This window comes from Aquabacterium sp. (assembly GCF_049274795.1).
In the GTDB taxonomy this organism is placed as follows: Bacteria; Pseudomonadota; Gammaproteobacteria; order Burkholderiales; family Burkholderiaceae_C; genus Aquabacterium.
On the sequence record NZ_JBASTH010000120.1, the window covers coordinates 162,043 to 188,785 of the forward strand.

Annotated in this window: 21 protein-coding genes; 9 read left to right on the forward strand and 12 right to left on the reverse strand. The window is 63.5% G+C overall.

Annotation, left to right across the window (positions count from 1 at the left end):
* Positions 1–18: 18 nt before the first annotated feature.
* The 3 genes from WAQ08_RS20210 to WAQ08_RS20220 form a co-directional block, all read right to left on the reverse strand.
* Positions 19–2,967, reverse strand: a complete 2,949-nt coding sequence (locus WAQ08_RS20210; protein WP_422194187.1) for a DUF1156 domain-containing protein — start codon at positions 2,965–2,967, stop codon at positions 19–21.
* A 7-nt stretch (positions 2,968–2,974) separates the two neighbouring features.
* Positions 2,975–3,595, reverse strand: coding sequence for an NYN domain-containing protein (locus tag WAQ08_RS20215; protein WP_422194188.1), 621 nt, complete (start codon positions 3,593–3,595; stop codon positions 2,975–2,977).
* A gap of 147 nt (positions 3,596–3,742) precedes the next feature.
* Positions 3,743–7,276, reverse strand: coding sequence for a helicase-related protein (locus tag WAQ08_RS20220; RefSeq protein ID WP_422194190.1), 3,534 nt, complete (start codon positions 7,274–7,276; stop codon positions 3,743–3,745).
* Between the two features lie 262 nt (positions 7,277–7,538).
* On the opposite strand from WAQ08_RS20220, the gene WAQ08_RS20225 reads away from it, so the two are divergent.
* The gene (locus WAQ08_RS20225) at positions 7,539–7,832 is read left to right on the forward strand and encodes a hypothetical protein (RefSeq protein WP_422194192.1); all 294 of its coding nucleotides are present in this window, start codon (positions 7,539–7,541) and stop codon (positions 7,830–7,832) included.
* An 11-nt stretch (positions 7,833–7,843) separates the two neighbouring features.
* Here WAQ08_RS20225 and WAQ08_RS20230 read toward each other — a convergent pair whose 3' ends face one another.
* Both WAQ08_RS20230 and WAQ08_RS20235 read right to left on the reverse strand, forming a co-directional pair.
* The gene (locus WAQ08_RS20230) at positions 7,844–8,500 is read right to left on the reverse strand and encodes a hypothetical protein (RefSeq protein ID WP_422194193.1); all 657 of its coding nucleotides are present in this window, start codon (positions 8,498–8,500) and stop codon (positions 7,844–7,846) included.
* A complete protein-coding gene (locus WAQ08_RS20235; protein ID WP_422194195.1) occupies positions 8,490–10,019 on the reverse strand; it encodes an integrase arm-type DNA-binding domain-containing protein in 1,530 nt (509 codons plus the stop codon). The genes WAQ08_RS20230 and WAQ08_RS20235 overlap by 11 nt, the downstream gene beginning before the upstream one ends.
* Positions 10,020–10,181: 162 nt before the next feature.
* Here WAQ08_RS20235 and mutS point away from each other — a divergent pair, with 162 nt between their 5' ends.
* Together mutS and WAQ08_RS20245 are read left to right on the forward strand one after the other, a co-directional pair.
* Positions 10,182–12,893, forward strand: a complete 2,712-nt coding sequence (gene mutS, locus WAQ08_RS20240; RefSeq protein WP_422194197.1) for a DNA mismatch repair protein MutS — start codon at positions 10,182–10,184, stop codon at positions 12,891–12,893.
* A complete protein-coding gene (locus tag WAQ08_RS20245; RefSeq protein WP_422194199.1) occupies positions 12,890–13,717 on the forward strand; it encodes a peptidase in 828 nt (275 codons plus the stop codon). The genes mutS and WAQ08_RS20245 overlap by 4 nt, the downstream gene beginning before the upstream one ends.
* A 38-nt stretch (positions 13,718–13,755) precedes the next feature.
* Here the strand turns inward: WAQ08_RS20245 and WAQ08_RS20250 are convergent, their stop codons facing one another.
* Positions 13,756–14,124, reverse strand: coding sequence for a NirD/YgiW/YdeI family stress tolerance protein (locus WAQ08_RS20250; RefSeq protein WP_422194201.1), 369 nt, complete (start codon positions 14,122–14,124; stop codon positions 13,756–13,758).
* A 200-nt stretch (positions 14,125–14,324) separates the two neighbouring features.
* Between WAQ08_RS20250 and phaR the strand changes: the two genes are divergently transcribed.
* On the forward strand, positions 14,325–14,876 hold the full coding sequence (gene phaR, locus WAQ08_RS20255; protein WP_422194310.1) for a polyhydroxyalkanoate synthesis repressor PhaR: 552 nt from the start codon (positions 14,325–14,327) through the stop codon (positions 14,874–14,876).
* Positions 14,877–14,912: 36 nt separating this feature from the next.
* Here phaR and WAQ08_RS20260 read toward each other — a convergent pair whose 3' ends face one another.
* Positions 14,913–15,596 carry an arylesterase gene (locus WAQ08_RS20260; RefSeq protein ID WP_422194203.1) on the reverse strand — a complete coding sequence of 228 codons (684 nt, stop codon included), beginning with the start codon at positions 15,594–15,596 and terminating at the stop codon, positions 14,913–14,915.
* Between the two features lie 94 nt (positions 15,597–15,690).
* Here WAQ08_RS20260 and WAQ08_RS20265 point away from each other — a divergent pair, with 94 nt between their 5' ends.
* The 3 genes from WAQ08_RS20265 (at position 15,691) to rlmB (ending at position 17,945) form a co-directional block, all read left to right on the forward strand.
* On the forward strand, positions 15,691–16,413 hold the full coding sequence (locus WAQ08_RS20265; protein ID WP_422194204.1) for an ABC transporter ATP-binding protein: 723 nt from the start codon (positions 15,691–15,693) through the stop codon (positions 16,411–16,413).
* Between the two features lie 50 nt (positions 16,414–16,463).
* Positions 16,464–17,069: an MgtC/SapB family protein gene (locus WAQ08_RS20270; protein WP_422194205.1), complete on the forward strand. Its 606-nt coding sequence runs from the start codon at positions 16,464–16,466 to the stop codon at positions 17,067–17,069.
* A gap of 138 nt (positions 17,070–17,207) precedes the next feature.
* A complete protein-coding gene (gene rlmB / locus WAQ08_RS20275; protein ID WP_422194207.1) occupies positions 17,208–17,945 on the forward strand; it encodes a 23S rRNA (guanosine(2251)-2'-O)-methyltransferase RlmB in 738 nt (245 codons plus the stop codon).
* A gap of 8 nt (positions 17,946–17,953) precedes the next feature.
* Here the strand turns inward: rlmB and WAQ08_RS20280 are convergent, their stop codons facing one another.
* The 5 genes from WAQ08_RS20280 to bfr all read right to left on the reverse strand — a co-directional run bounded on the left by WAQ08_RS20280 (position 17,954) and on the right by bfr (position 21,915).
* On the reverse strand, positions 17,954–19,156 hold the full coding sequence (locus WAQ08_RS20280) for an MFS transporter (protein ID WP_422194209.1): 1,203 nt from the start codon (positions 19,154–19,156) through the stop codon (positions 17,954–17,956).
* 12 nt (positions 19,157–19,168) lie between these two features.
* Positions 19,169–20,176, reverse strand: a complete 1,008-nt coding sequence (locus WAQ08_RS20285) for a D-2-hydroxyacid dehydrogenase family protein (protein ID WP_422194211.1) — start codon at positions 20,174–20,176, stop codon at positions 19,169–19,171.
* 165 nt (positions 20,177–20,341) lie between these two features.
* Complete coding sequence (locus WAQ08_RS20290; RefSeq protein WP_422194213.1) at positions 20,342–20,890, reverse strand: hypothetical protein; 549 nt, start codon at positions 20,888–20,890, stop codon at positions 20,342–20,344.
* A gap of 197 nt (positions 20,891–21,087) precedes the next feature.
* Entirely contained in the window at positions 21,088–21,336 is a 249-nt protein-coding gene (locus tag WAQ08_RS20295) for a (2Fe-2S)-binding protein (protein WP_422194215.1), read from the reverse strand.
* A 102-nt stretch (positions 21,337–21,438) separates the two neighbouring features.
* On the reverse strand, positions 21,439–21,915 hold the full coding sequence (gene bfr, locus WAQ08_RS20300) for a bacterioferritin (protein ID WP_422194217.1): 477 nt from the start codon (positions 21,913–21,915) through the stop codon (positions 21,439–21,441).
* A 285-nt stretch (positions 21,916–22,200) separates the two neighbouring features.
* On the opposite strand from bfr, the gene carA reads away from it, so the two are divergent.
* Positions 22,201–23,379 carry a glutamine-hydrolyzing carbamoyl-phosphate synthase small subunit gene (gene carA, locus WAQ08_RS20305; RefSeq protein ID WP_422194220.1) on the forward strand — a complete coding sequence of 393 codons (1,179 nt, stop codon included), beginning with the start codon at positions 22,201–22,203 and terminating at the stop codon, positions 23,377–23,379.
* Positions 23,372–26,647: a carbamoyl-phosphate synthase large subunit gene (carB, locus tag WAQ08_RS20310; RefSeq protein WP_422194222.1), complete on the forward strand. Its 3,276-nt coding sequence runs from the start codon at positions 23,372–23,374 to the stop codon at positions 26,645–26,647. The genes carA and carB overlap by 8 nt, the downstream gene beginning before the upstream one ends.
* Positions 26,648–26,743 lie beyond the last annotated feature (96 nt).

Consider the following 26,743-nt stretch of genomic DNA (forward strand, 5'->3'; position numbering starts at 1 on the left):
TGAAATGCTGGCCCAAAATCATGCCTCAAACCCCAACTGCTCTCCACGCGGCCCCTGTTCGCGGGACGCTTCCAGCACGGCGTGCCAGGCGGTGATGAGTTCGTTATAGGCACGCGCATCCTCGGCCCACTTCTTGCGCTCGCACAGGGTGTAGAGGTGGTAGGCCAGTTGGCGAATGGGCTCGGCCTTGTCGGGCATGGCGGCCAGCAGGGCACCGGCTGCGGCTTCGCCCTGGGTGTTAAGCGCGCGAATCAGGTGGTGCGTGGCCTCCCACACGGGGTTGCGGGCATCCAGCTTGGGGTCCCAGCCAGTCTGGTAATCGGCCCAGCGCAGCAGGCGTACCTTGCCGCCACCGCTGTCGGCAATGCCAGCCTGCGCCACACCCTGCACGCTGGTGCCTTTGCCACGGGCCAGCACATCGGCCTCGCCAAACGGCCCCTCGGCCCAGCCGTATTGCTCGAACCAGCTGTTGCAAAACAGGGTGTCGGCGTCAAAGCTGCCCGCGTCGGGGGTCAGGTACTCAGTGATTTCGCGGTTGATGAGCACCAGCGCGTCGTGCACGCGCATCGGCGTGCCGTCTTGGTTGAGCACGCCAGCATATTGGCTGTAAATCGCCATGCCGGGGCCAATGGCGGCTTGCGCCAGGTCCACGGGAGCAATCGGGCTTTGGCCGCTGGTACCGCCGATCATGGTTTCCAGCGCTTCGGGCAGATGCTCGCGCAACTGGCGCTGGAACTCGCGGCGGCTAATGGTCTCGGCGCTCGCATCACGCGGGCGACAGACAAGCACAATGCTCGATGCCAAAGCGTTAGTACCCAATCCGATAGACCGAGAGTCCCGCTCGGTGCTCATTGGCCAAGTGCCAGTCAATGTGAAGCCAGCACGAAGCACCGCCTCTAAGAAAGTCTCCCAGCCAGTGCTGTGCGTGCCCCCATCATCCTTCGTGTCGCTTTGCTTGAATGCGTAGTAGATGGTGACGGGGAAAGCTGGGTGCGCATGCCGGGCGAGGTTGTACATGGCCCCGGTCATTCCATCCATAAAGAATTTCTCGGCATCCGCTTTGCCTCCATGCCGGTACGGCGTGGCAACCAACTCCTCGGCCTTGGGAACAGCCACTGTGGCGTATAAATTCCCAAAGATGGGCCGAAGACTGCGGCGCAACCAAACATAGAAAAAGTCGGACAAGTCGGCATATCCGATGTTGTCATAGTACGGAGGGTCAGTAGAAACGACCTTGCCCTCACTAATGCTCTGGCTTTGTGCGGCAGATTGGGAGCTGGAACCGACAGCCGCCGGTGTAAGCTTGTCGAGCACGCGGCAAAGGCTGCCAAGACTGGTCCCCAGATCTCCGGCTGCATCAGAAAACACGCTGGACTCCGCAAAGTCCCAGACCATTGGGATGGCTTGCCTCCGAAACAGGTGCTGGGTTTGATTCGCACTTGGCCCCCATTGGCAAAGCGCGTTCTGTGCATCTGAAAGCCGACTAATACCCAAAGCTAGATAGACCCCAACAGCCTCCGCGTACGCAGTAGCGCCACGCCCACCAGCGTCAAGCCCCAGACCATCGTCTGTCATGCCTTTGGCCAGTGCATCGGCACGAATACGAGCAATGACATCGGGAACAAGATCGGAAAACGTGGTCAGCGCCACCAGTTGGCGAGGAGTGAAGAGGTCACCGAACTTGGTTAATCCGTAATTGGGCGTTTTAAAGTCGCGCGGATTGTTCGGCAAATCCATCTCGGGCGACCATTCGGGTTGGGCACCTTCGGCAATTGCAATGTGTTCGCTGGTCGGAGTGAGGTACACACGCCCTCTGGCACCCTCGGCCACGATGGCCATCAGCCTTTGTCCCATCCGTCCCGCGCTACCTTCCGCGCGGATGTACTTGTAGTCAATTGGTGAGCCAGAAAGCAGGCAAATGAATGCAGCACGTTTGCCAGCCGTTGTTCCCGCTTTTGCCCCTTCCGGCGGCGTTCCTGTGCGCACCTCAAAACGGTAGCTATCACCCTCGATGACCGGATGCACATAGGCCTCCTTACCAGCCTTGCTACTCAAAACAAAGGTGCTGGCCAACGGCACATCCACGTGGCTGAAAGCAGGGTTGGGGCTTTTGACGGTGCGCGCCCATAGCCAGGCAATCACAGTGAGTTCCTGCCCTGGCTGCAAACTGGCCAGACCACTGTTTTTCAAGCCTTTTTGGCCGCTAGCGCTTTTCTCATAAACGTTAGCAGCTATCAATTCAGGAGTAATTCGAATCGTCGGATACAGGTGTCCAATTCGTTGTTGGGCCTGCTCGCGCATCCACGCACCATAGCGGCGCACATCTTCGGCCAGGCCACGGGCACCGCTCCAATCCTCGAAGGCGTTGCGCGTGCCCTTCTTGGTACCACGCTCGGCCTCAATCTCTGGCCCCACCGGGGCGCGGCCCGCGAACTTGGGCGGTATCTCGATCATGGCCTTGTTGATGGTGACGGCCACAGGGTTCAGGTCGCTGGCGTAGCTTTCCAGCCCCAGGCGCTGCGCTTCCAGTGGAAGTGCACCACCACCGGCAAAGGGGTCATGGAAGGCTGGCAGCACTTCGGGGTCAAAGCCAGGCTTGCCAGGGTTGAGCGCGCAGGTCTCGCGCCAGCTTTTGACGATGGCGGCGCGAGCGCGGCCCAGCACTTCTTCGTTGTTGGTGTTCTCCCACAGCACCAGGTCGCGCATGATCTGGAACAGCTCTTCGCGCTCAGCATCAGCCTGGGCCTTGGTTTTGCCCGCGTAATAGCCTCGCTCGCCACCGGGGTCGTTCACCATCTGCGCAAAGATGACCGCGCGCGCGGCGGCCAGCGGGCGGCGCGCCCACCACAGGTGCAGCGTGCTGGGGTGGCCGTGGCGGATGGACTTTTCGCGGGCGCTGGCCACGTTGATGTCGTCCAGCGGCAGGGCGACTTCGATGAGTTTCTTGGGGGAGCGGATGTTCGACATGTAAGGTTTAATTCCAGTAGGCTGGGCGCTGCAAGTGGTAGCCACTGGCGGTGATAACGGGGTCGGGCAGTTGGCTGCGTCTGAGCTTGTCGTCGCCCACAGTCAGGTGGCCGTGGGCCACTTTTTTCAGTTGTTCAGAGTGCCGATTGGGCGGAAAAGCGACGATCAGGCGCTTGTTCGGAAACCTCTGGCGCACCTGCTGAATGGGGGTGGTCAGGTCGCTGTCGCCTGAAACGATGATGGCTGTGTCGAAGCGGTCTTCAAAAGCATCGGCCAGCAACTGGACTGCGATGTTGACATCGGTCATTTTTTCTTCATAGTCGGGCCAAGTGGCTCCGCATTGCTTGCACTGCCGGGTTTTTTGCAGGTAGTGACCGAATTGGGTGGTGAGGCCGGGGCGGGTCGCCAAGGCGTCGATGTAGTCGCTCTGCCGCTTGGCGTCCGCCGCGTTGTGGCCGTTGGTCTTGATGCGGGCGGTGAAGTAGTGGGTTGCAACCAACTGCTGATCGGATTTGAGCAGGGTGGTGATCAGTGCTGGCAAATCCAGCCAGTAGTAGCGGCGCAGTTTGCTCTGGCGCAAGCCAAAGTAGAGGTTGAACCCGTCGATATACGCTGCGACCCGTTGCATAGAACCCACTTCTTGTGACACTATTTGTTGACCTGTGGTTACGTAGGTATGGATAATACGAGGCTACAACCCCACCGGAGATAGCATCTCCGGTCCGATGCCCCAGCAGCGCAAGCTCTGGGGCATCTCTCTTTGTGGCGCACTTGTTCACCCATGGAACGCCTTGGGGTCCGAAGCTCTGCCCAGCAGCAACCCAAGGTCAAGGTTCTTGCTCGCCTCGGCCCAGTCTGGCTCCTGGGTGAATGGCATGGGGACGTAGTTCACCGATTCGGCGCTGTCGCCGTCCACCACCACCACGGCCAACACGAACTTGTCTTTCTGGTTCAGCCCGTGGCGAATCTCGTTGCTGGTGACGGTGATGGTGTCCTGCCCCTTGGCGCGGCCTTTGACTTCAATGTGGTGTTCCAATGCCAGCCCCTCGGTCTGCTCGACGTAGGCGGTGATGTCCCAGCCGCATTTTTCGGCGGATACGTCTTTGGTGCGGTGGCCCAGCGCGTGTTCGGCGTCAAACACGGCTTGCATGGCAATGCGCTCGATGCGGGCACGGGCTGCTGCGTCCACGCTGAAATTGGGCACACCACTGCGCTCCGCCAACAGCCCTGCGGGGATTACCAGTGCCCCGCCGATCACGTTGGGGGTGCCGGACGCCACGTTGCGCATGGCTTGGAGTTCAGCCGTGCGCTGTTTGAGGCGCGCGCTCAACTCCTCGGCGCGGCGGCGGGCGTTCTCGGGTTGCAGGCGGGGTTGCTTGCCTGCGCGTACGTCCATGTCCAGCCGGATGGCTCGGTCTGACCAGTATTGGATTTCTTTGACCAGGCGCTCGCGCACGGCTGCCAGTTGCTTATCGGCCTGGCGCTCGCGGCGGCTGGCAACTTCTTGCGTGTGGTCGGGCACCAGGTGTTCCACGGCGTAGGCCAGTGCACGGGCTTCGATGTGGTGGGTCACCCAGTCGGCCTGCAACACGTCGGCCACCTGGGCGGCCTGTGCGGTGGTGATGGGTACCAGGTCAAGATGGCGGGCAAACGGCGCGGGGGTGGCGTTGCCGTTGGCCGTCATTTCCACAAACTGCAAGCGGCGGGACACGTCGCGCGGAGTGTTGCCGCTGGGCGCTGCTGTTTCTCGCACGCTGTGGTCCAGCATGAACAGCACGCGCGGTTCGGTGCTGTCGTCGTGCGGGTCCACCAGAATAGCGCCGCGTTTGAGCAGGCTACGGTGGCTGGACAACACCAGGTCGGTCACAGCGGCCATCAGGGGGTGGCCTGGGTGCACCAGTTCTGCCGTGGGTTTGCCGTAGATGGTGCGGTGCTCACGGTCGAAGCAAATGCGCTCGTACTTTTTCAGCACGGGGGTGCGGGTGTGGCCGATCACGCGGTCACGTTCCATGACATCAGCAGGAACGTGGCGCACCTCATAGCGGCCCGCCTCGCGGTCGCGCAGTTCGCCACCCACCACCCGGAATGCTTCGCGGAAGAATGCGCTGATGAAATGCGGTTGGAGCTTGCGGGCCTCGGCCTTGTCCATTTCCTCGCGGATGGCATAGAGGTCGTCCAGGCTCATGTGATTTTCGACCAGGGCGTTGCGGGCCATCAGGTCTTTCAAGTGCTGGGTGTCCAGCGCCTGGCCGATGACCTGCTCCATGCGGGCGCGGGTTTCGGGCTTCTCGCCATAGCGGATGGCGTCGATCAGCAGGTCTTTGAGCGAGATGTTGTCGAAGGCTTCACCCAGCACGTTGAACACCCGCCCGCCCAGGGCCTCGCGCTCGATGGCCAGCTTTTCAAGCAGGCAGTTGAACACCTCGCCCTCACGGGTCTGGGCCGCCACTAGGTTCCACAGGTGGCACACCTCGCGCTGGCCAATGCGGTGGATGCGGCCAAAGCGCTGCTCCATGCGGTTGGGGTTCCAGGGTAGGTCGTAATTGACCATGAGGTTGGCGTTTTGCAGGTTGACGCCTTCACCTGCCGCGTCGGTCGCCAGCAGCACAAGCACGTCGGGGTCGTTGCGGAACGCCTCTTGCACCTTGCGCCGGTCGTCGCGGTTGATGCCACCGTGGATGGTGACCACAGCCTGTTCGCTGCCCAGCGTGTCGCGGATGCGCAGCAGCAGATAGTTAAGCGTGTCGCGGTGCTCGGTGAACACGATGATTTTGCGGCGGCGGCCATCGGCGGTGCGCATTTCAGGCTCGTCTTGCAGCAGGCGCGAAAACTCTTCCCACTTGCGGTCGCTGCGCGATTGCACGACGGATGCGGCGGCACTTTCCAGCTCCCGCAGGATCAGGATTTCAGCTTGCAGCTCAGGAATGGTCTCGGCGGCAGTGGCCTGGTCCACCACCTGGTCGGCCACGGCTTCGTATTCCTCGGCGCTGAGTTCATCGGCAGCATCATCAAGGTCGTCAGGCAAGTCCAGCTGTCGCTTGACGACGTATTCACCCAGGTTCTCGCGCAGCACGTCAGCGCGGGCTTTGAGTTGCAGCTCATCAAGGCGCGCTTCGAGCTTCTTGCGTCGGCGCGAGAGCGATGTGTAAATGGCCTGCGGGCTGGATGCCAGGCGGCGCTGCAACTGGGTCAGGGCGAAGCCCACAGTGCCCTTGCGCTTGCCATCCAACCGGTCAGCGCGGTCCATTTCGTTGCGGACGTAGTCGGTGACCTGGTCGTACAGCAGCACCTCGGCATCTGACAGCGTGTAGTTGACCGTGTACGCGCAGCGCTCCGGGAACAGCGGCTTGCCGTCGAAGCGCAGCAGCTCTTCCTTGACCATGCGGCGCATCATGTCGGTGATGTCCACCTTGTGGGCACCCTCGCGGAACTTGCCGTAGAAGCGGTCACCATCCAGCAGCGACATGAAGAGCTGGAAGTCTTCTTCCTTGCCGTTGTGGGGTGTAGCCGTCATCAGCAAGTAGTGGCGGGTAAGGCCGCCCAGGAACTTACCCAGCTTGAATCGGCCTGTCTCGTTGACCTTGTTGCCGAAGTAGTTGGCCGACATCTTGTGGGCCTCGTCCACCACGATCAGGTCCCACTCGGTCTGCGCCAGCAGCTGCTGGTACTCCTCGTTGCGCGAGAGTTGGTCCAAGCGGGCAATCAGGCGGTCTTGCTCGGCAAAGTAGTTGCGGCTGTGACACTGCTCCTGCTTCTCACGGCTGAACAGCTCGAAGTCCAGCCCGAATTTCTCGCGCAGTTCGTCTTGCCACTGCTCCGTCAGGGAACCAGGCGAGACGATGAGTACGCGCCGGGCATCGGCACGCAGGGTCATTTCTCGGATCAGCAGGCCCGCCATCACGGTCTTGCCTGCGCCGGGGTCGTCGGCCAGCACAAAGCGCAGCGGCTGGCGGGGGAGCATGGACTCGTAAACGGCGGAAATCTGGTGCGGCAGGGGTTCGACGTTGGAGGTGTGCACCGCCATCAGGGGGTCAAACAGGTGGGCCAGGCTGATGCGATAAGCCTCCAAAGCCAGCTTGAACGCAGCGGGTTCGGCATCGAAAGCCCATGCCTTGCCCGCCACGGCCAGAGACAAGCGATGCTCGTCGTGGCGGAAGATGGTCTGCTCATCAAGCTTGCCTTGGGCGTTGCGGTAGGCCACAAGGCGGGCGCTGGGGCCTATCTCTTCAACGTTGACAACCTTGACGACTTCATCAGGGACCAGCCCGGTGATTTGCGCGTCCTTAGCGATTTCTTCGAGTTTGAGCATGCGCGCCTGAGTGCGTTGAACGGTGGATACATCAGGCACTGACTCCTTGGCAGGGACGAGCAAGGCGCAAACCCAGTGCACTCCCCCAAGCGCCTGATCGGCGGGTCAGTCTAGCAGGCAGAACGCACCAATCAATCGTGTCACGATGCATGCCGCCAGCGAGCGTCCTAGCACGACATAAACAGGTTGGCTATGCCCGTGGTTCTGTGGCATCGGAACCCGTCGACAATGGGCGCATAACGACTTTTCAAACGCCACTGACATGTCAAGCAACGCCCCCTCCCCCCGAGTTCGCCACGACTACTTGCTGCTGCACAAGCCTCTGATTTCAGCGCGTACAGCGTTGGAAGCGTTTGCGACCCCAGAGGGAGTTGAGGCATATCGCGGGTTTCCGAACCTCATTTCCAAAGCTCAGACACTGCTGCCGGACTTGCAGCAACTCATCGAGACGATGCCGCCGGAATTTGTGGCTGCCAGGGTCCGCATGGCACTGGACGGGGTGCCACTCATTGCACCGGTAGACCACGACATACCCACCGGCCTGATGGGGGATTGAAAAGCAACCTCTCAGAGAGCCAGGAGCTTTGCACGCCTGGACTCGTCCACGCGTTGACACAGACCGGGAGACTCCTCCTCGGCAACCGTCAACCATTGGCCTCGCGCGGCTTCATCGACCCAAACTCCTGCGAGGGCGGCCACCCAATCCATCCAAACCACTTCAATGCGGTCATCCATGAACATTTCCGCAGTGGTCTGGACGTTTTCCCAGCAAGGTGCAATGACCAACCCTTGCTGCTCCACAAAGAATGGCCAGACAGCATCGTCATCAACGACTTCCGTCACGGCGCCGAACTTCATTAGATGGCGCCTGATACCGAGGATGCCCAGGCCGTTTTTGCGTGAGGCAGCTGCGTTATTGGCAATCGGCAGGTGCTCCATGGACGGGAAGGGATTGGGTTGGCTGATCGGCTCTCCGGCGATGTACTCGACCAGGGTGCTCGCCAGGTACTTGACCTCTTCGCCTTTTTTACCGCCAGACCAGTTGGGTGCTGGTGGCGGCGGCTTCGACTGCTTGCGCCGTTTTTCAAGCGTGCTCACAGACATATCAAGCATCAGCGCAGCTTTGGCGGCTGATAGCAACTTGACCCGCCGTACTTCCGGCGAAAGTGCCATGACCTCGGCAAGCAGAGCGTTTTGCCCCGCATCCAAATTCTCAATGCTCACTGACTGCCTCCCCATCAAGTCTTGGCAGCACTGTGGCATGCCGGAGTATTTCGTCTTCTAGCTTCTGCATGTATCGGCGCAGGGTGTCCTGACTGGGCTTACCGTAGCGCGCGGTTACGTTGCCCATTTGCCCGTGATTCATGAGCTGCTGGACAACAGCATAAGGCATGCCCTCGATATTCACGGCGACGGTGCAAAAGGTCCGCCTGAGATCGTGCATGGTGAACACCCACTGGGGTCGGTATCTCCGCTCAAACTCCTCTTGGGCTTCTACTGACGCGGCAATCTCCGCACCCCGGCTTGCGGCGTAGTCACTCCAAGCCACCTGCATGCTCTTTTTTTCCAGCGTTGACCGAAGGGATGCGACGAACTCACGAGGGCTGTTGTAGTAGGCAGACTCGGTTTTTGGGTTTTTGGACGATGAAGGGAAAACGTAGAGCTGGTTCGGCTGCTCTTGCTGGCGCAATCTCATTAGCCAGGTGGCAAAGCGTCCAAGGGGAACACTGTGGGTGATGCCAGACTTCGTTCCCCTGAGAGTAACTTGGCCGCATTCCGCCCCCTCGGGCAGCGATAGCACGCTGAATTCCGTCTCGTCCAAGCCCTCCGCCAATAGCTGATCACGCCAAACCAGCTTGGCCGTCTCACTCTTGCGTGCACCCAGTAACAAGGTCAGAAGCATGTAGTCCACTGCATGGCGGTTGCTCTGGCGTTTTGCCCAGAGCGCATCAAGCCATGTTCCGAGCTTCTCGGGAGTGTTTTCCAGGGGGTTGCGGACTTTCCGGTCTTCGTACTCAGCTTCTAACTCTGCGCGCGTGCGCATGTGTCTGCGAGCAATATTGAACGGGTTGACCAACAGCTCGCCATCGAAGGATGCCCGGTTTCGGTTAGCCTGCTGGTCTTCAATGTGCACGTTAAACGCAGCGCGGCACCACATCAAGGTCTGTTCTGCTGCGGTGCGATGTCCCTGCTCCTTGGCAATGCGTTGCCAGATTTCTTGAACAGACTTCACGCCGATCGTGCGCAGTGACTTTCCAAGCCACGGTTTCAATCGCCGGATGGCCGCCTCAATGGCTTTCACGGAATTGGGCCGGGGGTCTTTCCCCTTCTTGTACTGCTCCAAGTAATTCGCCATGACGTGGCCCAGGGTGGTGGCCACAATTCCCCGCTCTTCGGCACGGAGTTCCTGAATGTCTTCACCCCGCTTCATCGAGAAACGCACATCCCCCGCAATCTGTCGAACATCTGTGAGGGGGTCGTCGGTGTTCACATTCAGCCGGGGATAGTCACCCAAGGCCACCTTGGTGACCTTTCCACCCACGCGGACTTGGAGGTAGAAGGTCTTGCGCTTCGTCCCCACATACAAGCACAGGCCTGGCGGCGTGTTGGGCGCACTGTCAGAGACAATGTAAGCCTTGGGCTCGTCAACGTCAGTTAGGCCGACCATCCTGCCGTTTTCCACCACAGGGCGCACGGACGGGGCCAGCTTTTTGAGGTTGTCGCGTGTGAAGATGAAGCGCATATACCCACCCAAAATTGCGTGATGAGGGTCTCTATTTTGCTACATTCTTGCTACGCAAAAGTGGTGGTTCTGTGTGGTTCTATGCGATTCATGGCAAAACAAGAAAGCTGAGCAGTGGAAAAAAATATAGAAAATTCAACAGCTTACGGACAAAAACCAGCCATGGAGAATGACTTCTCAAACCACACCCCCATGATGCAGCAGTACCTGCGCATCAAGGCCGACCACCCGGATACCCTGGTGTTCTACCGCATGGGCGATTTCTACGAGCTGTTCTTCGACGATGCGCGCAAGGCCAACCGCCTGATCGACATCACGCTGACGGTGCGCGGCCAGTCCGCCGGTCAGCCCGTGGTGATGGCCGGCGTGCCCGTGCATGCGCTCGACACCTACCTGGGCAAGCTGATCAAGCTGGGCGAATCCGTCGCCATCTGCGAGCAGGTGGGCGAGGTGGGCGCCTCCAAGGGGCCGGTCGAGCGCAAGGTGGTTCGGGTCGTCACGCCCGGCACGCTCACCGATGCCGAACTGCTGTCCGAGCGGGCCGATTCGCTGCTGGTATCCGTGGTGGTGCAGGCCACGCGAGCCAACTCGACCCGATCACCCGAGAACACGCCCTGCGCCCTGGCTTGGCTGGGCATGGCCAGCGGCACCCTGGGCATCACCGAATGCACGCAGCGCGACCTCGCTGGCTGGTTGGCCCGCCTGCAGCCCGCAGAGGTCATTTACGACCGCGACCGGGTGCCCCCAGCCTTGCTGGCCCTGATGTCGCAGCCACGTGGCACCGCCTTCACATCGCGGCCCAGTTGGCAGTTCGATGCCGGCCTGGGCGAACGCAAGCTGTGCGAGCAGCTCAAGGTGGCCAGCCTGAAGGCCTACCAGGCCGAAACACTGGCCCTGGCCCACAGCGCGGCTTCGGCGCTATTGAGCTATGCCGAACACACACAGGGCAGGGCGCTGGCCCACGTCGCCACGCTCAGCGTGCCGCGCAGCAGCGACCTGCTCGATCTGCCGCCCGCCACGCTGCGCAACCTGGAGCTCACCCAAACCCTGCGCGGCGAGGACGCACCCACGTTGCTGTCCCTGCTGGACACCTGCCGCACCGGCATGGGCAGCCGCGCCCTGCGCCACTGGATAACGCACCCCTCGCGTGACAAGCGCGTGGCTCAGGAGCGCCACGAAGCCATTGACCTGCTGCTCAACCCGCCCGCGCTGCACCAGGGGCACGAGAGCATGCGCGAAGCCCTGCGCCAGTTGAGCGATGCCGAGCGCATCACCTCCCGCATCGCGCTGCGCCAGGTGCGCCCGCGTGAGCTGGCCGGCCTGCGCGACACCCTTCGGGCCTTGCCCGAACTGCGCCTGCGCGTGCCCGAAGGCAGCCGACTGCTCGATGATGTGCACGCCAGCCTGCAACCCGACCCGGCCATCGCCGAGCGCCTGTTGCGCACCGTGGCCGAAACACCCGCCGTGCTACTGCGCGATGGCGGCGTCATCGCCACCGGCTTCGACCCGGATCTGGACGAGCTGCGCGCCATCTCGCAGAACTGCGACGCCTTCCTGCTCGACCTGGAAGTGCGCGAGCGCACCCGCACCGGCATCGGCAACCTGCGCGTGCAGTTCAACAAGGTGCATGGCTTCTACATCGAGGTCACGCAGAGCCATGTCGACAAGGTGCCGCTGGACTACCAGCGCCGCCAGACGCTCAAGAACGCCGAGCGCTACATCACGCCCGAGCTGAAGGCCTTTGAAGACAAGGCCCTGTCCGCGCAGGATCGCGCCCTGGCCCGCGAGAAGTTCTTGTACGACCAGTTGCTGGACGAACTGCAAGGCCACCTGGGCACGCTGGGCTCGCTGGCCCGCGCCCTGGCCAGCCTGGACGCTCTGGCGGCCCTGGCCGAGCGCGCCGCCACCCAGGGCTGGTGCCAGCCCGAGTTCGTCAGCATGCCCTGCATCGAGATCGACAAGGGCCGCCACCCCGTGGTCGAGGCCCGCCTGCTGGAATCCACCGGCGTGGCCTTCATCCCCAACGACTGCCGGCTGGACGCCAACCGCCGCATGCTGATCGTCACCGGCCCCAACATGGGCGGTAAATCGACCTTCATGCGCCAGGTAGCCCTGATCGCGCTGATGGCCTACATGGGCAGCTATGTGCCGGCCAGCGCCTGCCGCCTGGGCCCGATCGACGCCATCCACACCCGCATCGGCGCCGCTGATGATCTGGCCAACGCCCAGTCCACCTTCATGTTGGAGATGACGGAAGCCGCAGCCATCGTGCACACGGCTACCGAGCACTCCCTGGTGCTGATGGACGAGATCGGGCGCGGCACCTCTACCTTCGACGGCCTGGCCCTGGCCGGCGCCATCGCCAGCCACCTGCACGATCGCAACAAGGCCTTCACCCTGTTCGCGACGCACTATTTCGAGCTGACCACGCTGCCCGAAAAGCACCCCCGCGCCGCTAACGTGCACGTCGAGGTGGCCGAGGCGGGCGACAACATCGTCTTCCTGCATGAGCTGCAGCCCGGCCCCGCCAGCCGCAGCTATGGCGTGCAGGTGGCGCGCCTGGCCGGCATGCCGCCCAGCCTGATCCGCCAGGCCCGCACCGCACTGGACGTGCTCGAAACCCAGCAACGCCACAACGACGACCAAATCGACCTGTTCGCCGACATGGGCGCAGCCACCAGCCAGGGTGCCGCCTTGCCGGATGTGGACGTGCTGCTGGAACAGGTTTCCGGCAGCTCTGCGGGCAAGCCACACACCACAAGTCCGGCGGAATCCGCCACACTGTCGCTGCTGGTCAGCATCGACCCGGATCAGCTCACCCCACGCGAAGCGCTGGACGCGCTCTACAAACTCAAATCGGTGATCACGTCATGACTTACTGTGTCGCCATGCGGCTCAATGCGGGCCTCGTCTTCCTGTCGGATTCGCGCACGAACGCCGGCATGGACCAGATCAGCACCTTCCGCAAGATGACGGTCTACGAGAACGCCGGTGACCGCGTCCTGGTGCTGCTGTCTGCCGGCAACCTGGCCATCACCCAGGCCGTCAAGCAACTGCTGGGCAACGAGGTGATCGAGGGGCCGGATGGCGATCCGATCACCATCTGGACGGCCAAGAGCCTGTTCGACGTGGCCCGCATCGTGGGCAGCGCGGTGCGCAAGGTCTATGCGCGTGACGCCGAAGCCCTCAAGAAGCACGGCATCGACTTCAACTGCAGCCTGATCGTCGGCGGCCAGATAAAGGGCGAGCCGATGCGCCTGTTCAGCGTCTACGCCGCGGGCAACTTCGTCGAGGCCGGCATCGATGGCGTGTGCTACTTCCAGATCGGCGAATCCAAGTATGGCAAGCCGGTGATCGACCGTGTGGTCACGCCGCACACGCCGCTAGAAGAGGCCGCCAAATGCGCGCTGATCTCCATGGATTCCACGCTCAAGTCCAACCTGTCGGTGGGCCTGCCGCTGGACCTGCTGGTCTACCAGACGGATGCGCTCAAGGTCGACAAGCTGATCAACATCGACGAGACCAACGCCTACTTCCGCATGATTCGCAGCAGCTGGGGGCAACGCCTGCGCCAGGTGTTCGACTCCATCCCGGATCCAACCTGGAACGGCGACCAACCCGACCTGGCCGCCAGCAACGGCCATGCGCAACCGCAGGCCATGAACCCGCTGAGCAAGATCGCCGCCCCTCAGGGCTGACGAGCGGGCAGGGCGCCCGCCCGGCGCCCTCAATGCACTCAGGGCAGGATGACCAGGCCCTTGACGTCGATCTCGGGGCTGGACATGAATTCCTTCTCCACCTCGCCCCTGATCTGCACCTTCGTCTTCTCGCTGATTGGCGTGGGCGGGAAGTACTTGGCGCCCACCTCGACGCGGATCTCGGCGCTGCCGTCCGAGAAGATGTATTTTTCCTTGCCGACCTTGCGCAGCAGGTGGCCGCTCAGCACTACCACCGTGTCGTCCACGGGGTTCTTCAGGATCTCGGCGACGTTCTTGTAGTTGGTGGTGGTCGACGGGCCCACGTACTGGGCTTGGGCCACCGAGGCGCCCAGGCACAAGGCGGCCACCCTGGCCAGGGTGCTGATCGGGTGACGCAGGGATTTCATGATTTCGCCATTTCTCCAGGTGACATGACCCCGGTGTGAGGGCCCCACCCTGACTTGGTTTCATCGCTGAAGCAAGTTGTCCGCTTGTCCGGGCGCTTGTCCTCTTTGCGCCGGGCGGGCGTGCACGATCTGCATCAAAGGCTGGTGGCCTGGCGTGATATGCCTACAATGGGCCAGATCTTCTGGAGTCGCTGATGAGCATGAATCCCCGGACACGTCGACCTGCAGCCTCTGCCGAGGGCGCCCCAGAGGCCGCGCCTGGTGAAGGTGCGACGCCACCGTCCGGCTTGCGCACCATCAAGAAGTACCCCAACCGGCGCCTGTACGACACGCAGACCAGCAGCTACATCACGCTGGCCGACGTCAAGGACATGGTGATGGCGGTCGAACAGTTCATCGTGGTCGATGCCAAGACGGGTGAGGACCTCACGCGCAGCATCCTGCTGCAGATCATCCTGGAAGAAGAAACCGGCGGCGTGCCGATGTTCTCCACCCAGGCCCTGGCGCAGATCATCCGCTTCTACGGCCACACCATGCAGGGTGTGATGGGCAACTACCTGGAAAAGAACATCCAGAGCTTCATCGACCTGCAGTCGCGCCTGACGGAAAACTCCGTGGTCAACCTGCCGAACCCGATGCAGAGCTTCATGACCAGCTACGTGGAGCAGTCCAGCCAGATCTTCACGCAGATGCAGGAGCAGATGGCCAAGCAGGCCGAGACCCTGATGGGTGCGATCCAGCCCAAGAAGTAAGGCGCAGCAGGCCCCTGCGATGGGGCCGTGCAACGGTCAGAGCAGCGGCGCCAGCACCGGCCAGACGTTGTCCAGCATCACCGGGTGGGCCTTGGCCAGCGGGTGAATGCCGTCGGGCTGGAACCAGTCCCGGGCATCAGGGCGGTCCGCCACGCCCTTCAGGAAGAAGGGCACCACGGGCACCGACCTCGCCGAGGCCACAGCCGGGAAGATGGCGGCGAAATCCTCGGCATAGCGGCGTCCGAAGTTGGGCGGCATCATCATGCCCACCAGCACCACCTTCGCCCCGATGGCCTGGCACGAGCGCACCATCGCGTCCAGCGTCTCGCGCGTGGCCTTGAGCGGCAGGCCGCGCAGGGCATCGTTGCCCCCCAGTTCGATCACCACATGGGTGGGTTGATGCGTCTTGAGCAGGGCGGGCAGGCGCGCGGCGCCACCCGAGGTGGTGTCGCCACTGATGCTGGCGTTGACCACCTTGGCCGGCGTGCCAGAGCCAGCAGCCAGACGCTTTTCCAGCAGGGCGACCCAGCCGCTGCCCCGCACCAGGCCGTACTCGGCCGACAGGCTGTCACCCACGATCAGGATCGTGGCCGGGCCCTTGGCGGACTTGGATTTGGCCGGCGCGGCCCAGCCGGCCGAGGGTAGGACGAGGGCACAGGCCAGCGCTGCGGCCCAGTGCGCTGCGCCACTGAACCATTCGCGCCTGGCAGGACTCTGCACAAGGGCGGCGTCTCCCGAGGATGTTCGCCATCCTTTAGAGTGCATAGTGTGGCGCCTGGCGCGCTGCATCAGATTCATCCAACTGTTCATCCGCATGACCGTGGTTCGCAACAACAATGCCTCGACAGAGGTCGCCACCATCCTGAAAGTTCAAGGCCTGGACAAGACCGTGCAGGACAGCAGTGGCGCACTGACCATTTTGCAGGAGGTGAACTTCGAGCTGGCCTCGGGGCAATCCTTGGCGGTGGTGGGGGCATCGGGCTCGGGCAAGAGCACCTTGCTGTCCCTGCTGGCCGGGCTGGACACCCCCTCGCATGGCAGCGTGGTGCTGTCAGGGCAGGATATGTACTCGATGAACGAAGACCAGCGCGCGGCCCACCGGGCCCGCCACGTCGGCTTCGTGTTCCAGAATTTCCAGCTCATCGGCCACCTCACCGCGCTGGAGAACGTGATGCTGCCGCTGGAGCTCCGGGGCGAACGCCAGGCACGCCAGCTGGCGTCGGACATGCTGGCCCGGGTGGGCCTGTCCAAGCGCCTGGAGCACAAGCCGGCCCTGCTCTCGGGCGGTGAGCAGCAGCGCGTGGCCCTGGCGCGTGCCTTCGTGATGAAGCCCGACATCCTGATGGCCGACGAGCCCACGGGCAGCCTGGACCACGCCACCGGCCAGTCCATCATCGAACTAATGTTCGAGCTCAACCGAGAGGCCGGCACGGCCCTGGTGTTGGTCACCCACGACATGGGCCTGGCACAGCGCTGCGAGCGCCTGGTCCGCATCGAGGCCGGGCGCCTCAGCGAGATGGTGAGCGCCCTGGCCTGAGCAAGCGTTTCCCCCTGCACAGCCTGCCTGCGGTGGGCTAAGCTGTGCCCATGGATCGCCTGTTCATCGACCAACTCTTGATCGATCAACTGCTGCACTTGCTGGGCGCGGTGCTGGCCGGCGGGCTGATCGGGCTGGACCGCAGTTATCACGGCCGCCCGGCGGGCTTTCGAACCCACACCCTGGTGTGCATGGCATCCAGCCTGCTGATGCTCGTGTCCGTGTATCAGCACAAGTGGTTCCCGTCCGGCACCGGTGATGTCGTGCGCATCGACCCCACCCGCATGGCCCAGGTCATCATGACCGGCATCGGCTTCCTGGGCGCAGGCGTGATCTTCAAGGAAGGGCTGTCCGTCCGGGGCCTGACCACCGCGGCCTCCATCTGGATCACGGCCGCCATCGGCGTGCTGATCGGCATCGGGCTGTATTTCGCGGCGGGCACGGCCACCTTGCTCACCCTGGGCGTGCTGGGGCTGTTGCGCCGCATCGAAATGCTGATGCCCACCAATCGCTTCGCTCAGCTGGTGATCCGCTTCCGGCGCGATGCCGTGGTGGTGGAGCCCGCCCTGCGGGCCTTGCTGCGTGAGCATGGCTTCAGCATCGCCAACCGGCCTATCGACTCGATGCCGACGACCAGGCGTTTGAACACCGGATGATGCTGAGAACCGTCAAGGCCGACAATCTGCGGCTGCTATCGACAACCTTGCCGGGGCGGGCTGACGTGCTTGAATTCCGCATCTCGCCCACGGGCGACTGACGCTGCAGGCCCCGCCACCCGTGTAGGATGCCGCCCCATGAGTCTGAAACTGCTGTTCGGCTTCCATGCCGTGTCCGTGCGCCTGAAAGTCGCGCCCAAATCCATCCGCGAGTTGTACGTGGATGCCACCCGCCGTGACCAGCGCATGCGCCAGTTCCTGGCCAAGGCCGAGGAAGCGGGGCTGGAGCCCATCGAGGTCGACGATGACCGCCTGCAGAAGCTCTGCGGCACCCACCGACACCAGGGCGTGGCCGCCCGGGTCGAAGCGCTCAGCCAGGCCCGCTCCATCGATGATTTGCTCGACGAGCTGGGCAGCGAGCCGCCCCTGCTGCTGGTGCTCGATGGCGTGACCGATCCGCACAACCTGGGCGCCTGCCTGCGCGTGGCCGATGGTGCGGGTGCGCATGCCGTGATCGCTCCCAAGGACCACGCTGTGGGCGTGAACGCCACCGTGGCCAAGGTGGCCAGCGGCGCGGCCGAGACGGTGCCTTACTTCATGGTGACCAACCTGGCGCGCACCTTGAACGATCTCAAGGAGCGGGACATCTGGGTGGTCGGCACCTCTGATGACGCACCTGGCAACCTGTACCAGGCTGATTTCAAGCGCCCCACGGCCCTGGTGCTGGGCGCCGAGGGCAGCGGCATGCGCCAACTCACGCGCAAGCACTGCGACGAGTTGGTCAGCATCCCGATGATGGGCGCCGTGGAAAGCCTCAACGTGTCCGTGGCCAGCGCCGTCGGCCTGTACGAGGCGCGGCGCCAGCGCGGGTTCTGAAGGGCCAATCAGCCAGGGGCAACGCCCCGCGCATCCCGCCGGACCTGTTCGCGCTGAGCCCAATGGCTCAGCCCCCAGGCCACCAACATCCACATCAGCCCCAGCCAGTGCAGGTTGCCGTAGCCACCGGCGTGGTCCAGCACCCAACCGCCGCCTGAGGCGCCCACGGCATGCCCCAGGTAGATGCCTGAGGTGTTCAGCGCCATCAGCGCCGGCGCCAGCCGTGGCGACAAGCCACCCAGCCGCGCCTGCTGCCCCGAGTTGGTGGCAAAACCGCTGATGGCCCACGGCAGGAAGACCAGGGCCAGCAGGGGCAGGGTGGTGGCCAGCGGCCAGATCAGCAGGCTCAAGGCCATCAGGCTTAACGTAATCGTGACGGCCCGGGCTGCGCCAAAGCTGTCCACCACCCGGTTGAGCACCAGGTTGCCGGCCAGCGCCAGCCCGCCGAAGTAGGCAAACATCAGGCTGATCTGCTCCGGGTTGGCGCCAAAGCCGTTCTTGAAGTATGGCGCCGCATAGGCCAGCACGGTGAACTGCCCCGCGCTCTGGAAGGCCGTGACCAGCACCACCGCCATCAACAGGGGTGATTGCAGCACCTTGCGCCAGGCCCGCAGCGACAGCGCTGGCGGGCGGATGCCCTTGGGCATGCTGCGGTGAACCATGGCGGCGGCCACCAGCCCGCCCACGGCCACCAGGCCCATGGCCACGCGCCACCCCAGCCGTTCGCCCACCCAGGCGGCCATCGGCATGCCGGCCACCGAGGCGACCGACCAGCCCATGAACACGAAGGTGATGGCGCGCCCTCGATGGGCTGGCGTACTCATGAAGCCCATGGCGGCGGCGGCCTGCGGCGTGAACACCGCGGCTGACAGCACGGTCAGCGCCCGAACCGGCCAGAGCCACTCATAGCTGGGGGCCAGGGCGCACAGCGCGTGCCCCAGGGCGTACCACAGCATGGCCAGCGTCAGCAGCTTGCGCCGGTCGATGCCGGACACGATGGTGGCCAGCACCGGCGCGCCCACGCCCATCATCACCGCCGCGATGGCGATCAGGTGCCCGCCCTCGGTCACGCTGATGTTCAGCGAGCGGGTGAGGTCGTTGAGCGTGCCGCCCACCACCATCACCCCGCAACCGATGACGAAATTGCCCAGCAGCAGGGCCCACTGCGTCGACCTCAGGTGCTGCCTGGGCAGCGAACGTTCAGCTTCCATGGCCTGCTGCGCTCAATGCTGAACGCGCAAGGCCTCTGGATTGACGATGTTGCTGGGCGTGCCAGCGATGAAGTTCAGAAGGTTGTCGAAGGCCACGCTGAAATACTGCTCATAGCTGTCATGTTCGACGAAACCTATGTGCGGCGTGCACACGGCGTTCTCCAGGCGAAGCAGGGGGTGGCCCTGCAGGATGGGTTCGCTCTCGAACACATCCACCGCGGCCATGCCTGGGCGGCCACGGTTGAGCGCTGTCACCAGCGCGTTGTCTTCCAGCAGCTCGGCACGGGAGGTGTTGACCAGCAGCGCCGTGGGCTTCATGCGGTTCAGGTCTTCGAGCTTGATCAGGCCGCGTGTCTCGTCGGTCAGGCGCAGGTGCAGGCTCAGCACGTCGCAGGCCTCGAAGAAAGCCTCACGGTTGGGCGCCGGGATGCAGCCATCGGCCTGCGCCTTCTGGCGGGAGGCTTCGCTGCCCCACACCGTCACGTGCATGCCAAAGGCCTTGCCGTAGCCCGCCACCACCTGGCCGATCTTGCCGTAGCCCCAGATGCCCAGGGTCTTGCCCTTGAGCTGCATGCCCAGCCCGAAGTTGGTCGGCATGGAGGCCGATTTCAGCCCCGCCTGCTGCCAGGCCCCGTGCTTGAGGTTGCCGATGTACTGCGGCAGCCGGCGCATGGCGGCCATCACCAGGGCCCAGGTCAACTCGGCCGGGGCGATCGGCGAGCCCACGCCCTCCGCCACGGCGATGCCCAGGCGTGTACAGGCTTCCACATCGATGTGGTTGCCGACACGCCCGGTCTGGCAGATCAGCCGCAACTTGGGCAGCTTTTCGAGCAGGCCGCGCGGGAAGTGCGTGCGTTCACGGATCAGCACCAGCGCTTCGGCATCGCGAAGCCGCACGGAGAGCTGTCCGGTGCCCTTCACTGTGTTGGTGTAGACCTTGGCATTGAGGCCATCGAGCTTGCTGGCGCATTTGAGCTTGCGCACAGCGTCCTGGTAGTCGTCCAGAATGATGATGTTCATGGGTCTGCTGCGTAACAGACGCCATTGTGCAACGGTCTGAGGCTGCTTCGCCCGGCCAGGCGTCAGCACATCTGGGAACAGTGTCGCGGGATGTGACTGTGTCGGGTGCCGATCAGGCTCCGATGTCCGTCTTCACTAACCAATCATCAGCGCCGCCTCAAGGTCTCACCATTGTGAGACCTTGCTGGGCACCGGCTGGTCGCAGGCCGTGGTCACGCGCACAGGGAAGTGGCGGTTCAGGCTTTCCATGCGGCGGTAGGCTTCGGCCTGGCCGCGGTGGACGGCGATCACGCGGAACACGTCCGCACGCAGGTGCCACAGCTCGCGCAGCGAGCGGGCCTGCGAGATCGATTCACGCGCGCGGGTGGCCGTGTAGGACTGAAGATCCCACACCACGGACAGAAACTCGGTCTTGACCTGGTTCAGCCCCTGCAGCACGCGGGGGTGGTCTTCCAGATCCTGGTCATCCCACAACCAATGCCAGGCCGTGGCCACCCAGCGGCGCCATTGGGGTTGCGATCGGGCGAACAGGGCGGGGGGGCGGACTTCCTTGCGGAAGCTCGACGACGGCGCCCATTCGGTCGCCGGTACTTCCTGCGGCGCGGCCGAACTGGCCATCATGGATTCCCGAGCGACAGGGGTCGACGTTGCGCGCGCCGCCGTCTTGCGGGCGGCGCGCGCAGGGTGGTCATCGAGAAAGAAGAAAGAGGCCATGTCATTCCCCGTCAGGCACACGTCCCGCGACGATGCGAGACCCTGTGAGAGCTTTCGACAGAACAGGGGGTGACTTGAGGCCGAACTGGGCGGGTTTGCCCTGCCAATTCGTGAGGAAGAGGTGGCCCAGGCGTGACAAAGGCGCCGCAGGGGCGCCTTTTAAGGGGAGAAGAGAGGCCGTTCTGGCTGGCGACGCCTCAGGCGGCGGCCAAGGAGCCCATCATCACGATGGGGCGCTCAATCATGGCTTGCCCCTGCGCCTGCTCGAACACTTCACGTGCGCAGCTCTCGCAGCAGCCACAGCAGGTGGCCGCCCCCGTTTCGAACTGCAGTGCTTCAAAGGACGAGCACCCGTCACGCACTTGGCGCTTGATGTCACGGTCAGAGACTTTGTGGCAGACGCAAACGATCATGGGTGAAAGTTGAAGCAGGGAACGTAGCGACATTCTAAATGGGAATGATTCGCAGCAAACACCCTGTTCGAGTGCCCCTTCGCCATGAGGGGGCAAAAGCGGTCACATTTGGCGTGACGCGCTTGCGGCTGGGTGTTACTCCAGCTCGCCCATCTGCGATTGCAGATAGTTCTGCAAGCCCACCTGGTCGATCAGGTCCAGTTGGGTCTCCAGGAAATCGATGTGCTCTTCGGTGTCATCCAGGATGGCCTGCAGCAGATCGCGCGAAACGTAGTCACGCACGGATTCGCAGTAGGCAATGCCGTCCTTGATGGTGCCCTGGGCGCCGGATTCCAGCTTGAGGTCACACGACAGCAGCTCGGGCACGTCTTCACCGATCAGCAGCTTGCCCAGGTCTTGCAGGTTGGGCAGGCCGTCGAGCATGAAGATGCGGGCCATGAGCTTGTCGGCGTGCTTCATCTCGCCGATGGACTCTTCGTACTCCTTCTTGGCCAGCTTGTCGAAACCCCAGTGCTTCAGCATGCGGTAGTGCAGGAAGTACTGGTTCGTGGCCGTCAGTTCGTTTTTGAGTTGAGCATTCAAGTGCTCGATGACTTTGGGGTCGCCTTTCATGGGACTTCCTTCTGGTTGGAGTGGACTCTTGGGCACCCGAAACGGGGATGGGCGCCCAGGATAGGTTATACTCTACAGGTTTACCCGCAACCATCCCCGCCTAGCGAAACCCGACACGTTTCCTCCACCAGACTTGACCTGCGCGCTGCTTTGCGCACGCCCTTGCAAACACGGCTTGGACACGGATTCGCGCCGTGTCCATCCTGCAACAGGCGATCGCGTTGAATCAAAAGCGGGAGGCGGTCAGGGCAGAGCTGGGCGCGCACAACAACGGAGAAAAACCCCGTGCTGCCCGTACTGCCCCAAGCTCTTCTGGCCCTCGCAGACGGCACGGTCTTTCAAGGTGTCTCGATCGGCGCCGCCGGTCACACCGTCGGCGAAGTCGTGTTCAACACCTCGCTGACCGGCTATCAGGAAATCCTCACCGACCCGAGCTACTGCCAGCAGATCGTCACCCTGACGTATCCGCACATCGGCAACTACGGCGTCAACGCTGAAGATACCGAGGCCTCGAAAGTCCATGCCGCTGGTCTGATCATCAAGGATCTGCCGATCCTTGCCTCCAACTTCCGCCAGAACCAGACGCTGTCGCAGTACCTGCAGTCGCAGGGCACCGTCGCCATGGCCGGCATCGACACCCGCCAGCTGACCCGCCAGCTGCGCTCCAAGGGCGCCCAGAATGGCGTGATCGTCGGCTTGCCGGCCGGTCAGGCCATCACCGAGGCCGTGATCGCCGATGCGGTTGCCAAGGCCAAGGCCGCGCCCAGCATGGCCGGGCTGGATCTGGCCCAGGTGGTCAGCCGCGCCGACACCATCGAGTGGACGCAATCCGAGTGGCGCCTGGACAACGAACAGCTCGAAGGCCGCCCCGGCTTCGGCACGCTGACCAATCCGCGCTTCCACGTGGTCGCCTACGACTTCGGCGTCAAGTTCAACATCCTGCGCATGCTGGCCCAGCGCGGCTGCAAAGTCACCCTGGTGCCGGCCAAGACGCCCGCGGCCGATGTGCTCAAGCACAAGCCCGATGGCATCTTCCTGTCCAACGGCCCTGGTGACCCCGAACCTTGCGACTACGCCATCGCCGCAGCGAAAGAGCTGATCGAGACCGGCATCCCCACCTTCGGCATCTGCCTGGGCCACCAGATCATGGCCCTGGCCTCCGGCGCCAAGACCTACAAGATGCCTTTCGGCCACCACGGCGGCAACCACCCCGTGAAGGACCTGGACAACGGCCGTGTGAGCATCACCAGTCAGAACCACGGGTTCGCGGTCGATGCCAAAACGCTGCCCGCCAACCTGCGCGCCACGCACGTGTCGCTGTTTGACGGCACGCTGCAGGGCCTGGCCCGCACCGACAAACCCGCCTTCTGCTTCCAGGGTCACCCGGAAGCATCGCCCGGACCGCATGACATCAGCTACCTGTTCGACCGCTTCGTGGCATTGATGGAGAAGAACAATGCCTAAGCGCACAGACATCAAGAGCATCCTCATCATCGGCGCCGGCCCGATCATCATCGGCCAGGCCTGTGAGTTCGACTATTCCGGCGCCCAGGCCTGCAAGGCCCTGCGCGAAGAGGGTTACAAGGTCATCCTGGTCAACAGCAACCCTGCGACCATCATGACGGACCCGAACACGGCGGACGTCACCTACATCGAGCCCATCACCTGGCAGGTGGTCGAGCGCATCATCGCCAAGGAGCGCCCCGACGCGATCCTCCCGACGATGGGCGGCCAGACCGCGCTGAACTGCGCGCTCGACCTGCACAAGCATGGCGTGCTCGACAAGTACAAGGTCGAGATGATCGGTGCCAACGAGCATGCGATCGAGAAGGCCGAAGACCGCCTGAAGTTCAAGGACGCGATGACTTCCATCGGCCTGGGCTCGGCCAAGTCGGGCATCGCCCACACGCTGGAAGAAGCCTGGGCGGTGCAAAAGCGCATCCAGGCCGAGATCGGCGGCTCGGGCTTCCCGATGGTGATCCGTCCCAGCTTCACGCTGGGCGGCACCGGCGGCGGCATTGCCTACAACCCCGAAGAGTTCGAAGAGATCTGCAAGCGCGGCATCGACCTGTCGCCCACCAACGAGCTGCTGATCGAAGAGTCGCTCATCGGCTGGAAGGAATACGAGATGGAAGTGGTCCGCGACAAGGCGGACAACTGCATCATCGTGTGCTCGATCGAGAACCTGGACCCGATGGGCATCCACACGGGCGACTCGATCACTGTGGCCCCGGCCCAGACGCTGACCGACCGCGAGTATCAGCTGCTGCGCAACGCTTCTATTGCCATTCTTCGCGAGATCGGCGTCGAGACCGGCGGCTCCAACGTGCAGTTCTCGATCAACCCGGACAACGGCCGGATGATCGTGATCGAGATGAACCCGCGTGTGTCGCGTTCGTCGGCGCTGGCTTCCAAGGCCACCGGCTTTCCGATCGCCAAGATCGCGGCCAAGCTGTCGGTCGGCTACACGCTGGACGAGCTCAAGAACGACATCACCGGCGGCGCCACGCCCGCGTCGTTCGAGCCCTCGATCGACTACGTGGTCACCAAGATCCCGCGTTTCGCCTTCGAGAAGTTCCCGGCTGCTGACTCGCGTCTCACCACGCAGATGAAGTCCGTGGGCGAAGTGATGGCCATGGGCCGTACCTTCCAGGAATCGTTCCAGAAGGCCCTGCGCGGTCTGGAAACCGGCATCGACGGCTTGAGCGAAATCTCCACCGACCGTGAAGAGATCGTTCAAGAGATCGGCGAGCCCGGTCCTGACCGCATCCTGTTCCTGGGCGACGCCTTCCGCCTGGGCATGAGCCTGGAAGAGGTCTTCGAAGAAACGAAGATCGACCCGTGGTTCCTGGCCCAGATCCAGCAGATCGTGCAGGTCGAAGCCGACGTGCGCGCCCGCAAGCTGGACACGCTGACCGCCGCCGAGCTGCGCTACCTGAAGCAGAAGGGCTTCTCGGACCGCCGCCTGGCCAAGCTGCTGGGCACCAGCCAGCACGACGTGCGCAAGGCACGCCATGCCCTGAACGTGCGCCCGGTCTACAAGCGCGTGGACACCTGCGCAGCCGAGTTCGCCACGCAGACCGCCTACATGTACTCGTGCTACGAGGCCGAAGGCAGCGAGTGCGAGGCCGAGCCGACTGACAAAAAGAAGATCATGGTGCTGGGCGGTGGCCCGAACCGCATCGGCCAGGGCATCGAGTTCGACTACTGCTGCGTCCACGCCGCCCTCGCCATGCGCGAAGATGGCTACGAGACCATCATGGTCAACTGCAACCCCGAAACCGTCTCCACCGACTACGACACCTCCGACCGCCTGTACTTCGAGCCCGTGACGCTGGAAGACGTGCTTGAGATCGTGGCCAAGGAAAAGCCGGTCGGTGTGATCGTGCAGTACGGCGGCCAGACGCCTTTGAAGCTCGCATTGGATCTGGAAGCCAATGGCGTGCCCATCATCGGCACCACGCCCGACAGCATCGACATCGCCGAAGACCGCGAGCGCTTCCAGGCCCTGCTGCACACGCTGGGCCTCAAGCAGCCGCCCAACCGCACGGCGCGCACCGAAGAGGCCGCGCTGCAGCTGGCGCAAGAGATCGGCTACCCGCTGGTCGTGCGCCCGAGCTATGTGCTGGGTGGCCGCGCGATGGAAATCGTGCACGGTGACAAGGACCTGGAGCGCTACATGCGCGAGGCCGTCCGTGTCTCCGAGAAGTCGCCCGTGCTGCTGGACCGCTTCCTCAACGACGCGGTCGAGGTGGACGTGGACTGCATCTCCGATGGCGAGGGCACCATGATCGGCGGCATCATGGAGCACATTGAGCAAGCCGGCGTGCACTCCGGTGACTCGGCCTGTTCGCTGCCCCCGTACACCCTGAGCGCCGAGCTGCAGAACGAACTGCGCCGCCAGACCGCGCTGATGGCCAAGGCCCTCAACGTGGTCGGCCTGATGAACGTGCAGTTCGCCATCCAGGGCGACGTGACCAAGGGCCTGAACGACGCCACCGTCTACGTGCTGGAAGTGAACCCGCGCGCATCGCGCACGGTGCCTTACGTCTCCAAGGCGACCGGCCAGCCCCTGGCCAAGATCGCCGCGCGCTGCATGGCCGGCCAGAAGCTGTCCACGCAGAAGTCGCCCGATGGCAAGGCCCCGCGCGAAGTCGTGCCGCCTTACTTCACCGTCAAGGAAGCCGTCTTCCCGTTCAACAAGTTCCCTGGTGTGGACCCTGTCCTCGGCCCTGAAATGCGTTCGACCGGCGAGGTGATGGGCGTGGGCGAGACCTTCGGTGAAGCCATGCTGAAGTCGCAACTGGGCGCCGGTTCGCGCCTGCCCACCAAGGGCACGGTGTGCATCTCCGTCAAGGACGGCGACAAGCAACGCGCTGTTGGCGTGGCCAAGGACCTGGTCGAGCTGGGCTTCAGCGTCGTGGCCACCAAGGGCACCGCCGCAGCCATCGCGGCCGCTGGCATCCCCGTCAAGCCGGTGAACAAGGTCAAGGACGGCCGCCCGCACATCGCGGACGCCATCAAGGCTGGCGAGATCCAGCTGGTGTTCACCACGGTGGACGAAACCCGCACCGCCATCGCGGATTCGCGCAGCATCCGTCAGGCAGCACTGGCCAACCGGGTGACCTACTACACCACCATGGCCGGCTGTGAAGCCGCCGTCGAGGCGCTCAAGCACCAGGACGATCTGGTGGTGTACTCGCTGCAGGAACTGCACGCCAAACTGCACTAAACTGCACCTCATCGCCCTGGGCTGACCCCCGGGGCACTTGAGACGACGTGGGCCGCGCCCGGCACTCACCCCTCACGGTGGGCACAGGGCAGCGGC

Coding starts and splice junctions, on each gene's coding strand:
- WAQ08_RS20210 (WP_422194187.1), bottom strand. CDS start 2,967: ATGTCGAACATCCGCTCCCCCAAGAAACTCATCGAAGTCGCCCTGCCG.
- WAQ08_RS20215 (WP_422194188.1), bottom strand. CDS start 3,595: ATGCAACGGGTCGCAGCGTATATCGACGGGTTCAACCTCTACTTTGGC.
- WAQ08_RS20220 (WP_422194190.1), bottom strand. CDS start 7,276: ATGCTCAAACTCGAAGAAATCGCTAAGGACGCGCAAATCACCGGGCTG.
- WAQ08_RS20225 (WP_422194192.1), top strand. CDS start 7,539: ATGTCAAGCAACGCCCCCTCCCCCCGAGTTCGCCACGACTACTTGCTG.
- WAQ08_RS20235 (WP_422194195.1), bottom strand. CDS start 10,019: ATGCGCTTCATCTTCACACGCGACAACCTCAAAAAGCTGGCCCCGTCC.
- mutS (WP_422194197.1), top strand. CDS start 10,182: ATGGAGAATGACTTCTCAAACCACACCCCCATGATGCAGCAGTACCTG.
- WAQ08_RS20245 (WP_422194199.1), top strand. CDS start 12,890: ATGACTTACTGTGTCGCCATGCGGCTCAATGCGGGCCTCGTCTTCCTG.
- WAQ08_RS20250 (WP_422194201.1), bottom strand. CDS start 14,124: ATGAAATCCCTGCGTCACCCGATCAGCACCCTGGCCAGGGTGGCCGCC.
- phaR (WP_422194310.1), top strand. CDS start 14,325: ATGAATCCCCGGACACGTCGACCTGCAGCCTCTGCCGAGGGCGCCCCA.
- WAQ08_RS20265 (WP_422194204.1), top strand. CDS start 15,691: ATGACCGTGGTTCGCAACAACAATGCCTCGACAGAGGTCGCCACCATC.
- WAQ08_RS20270 (WP_422194205.1), top strand. CDS start 16,464: ATGGATCGCCTGTTCATCGACCAACTCTTGATCGATCAACTGCTGCAC.
- rlmB (WP_422194207.1), top strand. CDS start 17,208: ATGAGTCTGAAACTGCTGTTCGGCTTCCATGCCGTGTCCGTGCGCCTG.
- WAQ08_RS20280 (WP_422194209.1), bottom strand. CDS start 19,156: ATGGAAGCTGAACGTTCGCTGCCCAGGCAGCACCTGAGGTCGACGCAG.
- WAQ08_RS20285 (WP_422194211.1), bottom strand. CDS start 20,176: ATGAACATCATCATTCTGGACGACTACCAGGACGCTGTGCGCAAGCTC.
- WAQ08_RS20290 (WP_422194213.1), bottom strand. CDS start 20,890: ATGGCCTCTTTCTTCTTTCTCGATGACCACCCTGCGCGCGCCGCCCGC.
- WAQ08_RS20295 (WP_422194215.1), bottom strand. CDS start 21,336: ATGTCGCTACGTTCCCTGCTTCAACTTTCACCCATGATCGTTTGCGTC.
- bfr (WP_422194217.1), bottom strand. CDS start 21,915: ATGAAAGGCGACCCCAAAGTCATCGAGCACTTGAATGCTCAACTCAAA.
- carB (WP_422194222.1), top strand. CDS start 23,372: ATGCCTAAGCGCACAGACATCAAGAGCATCCTCATCATCGGCGCCGGC.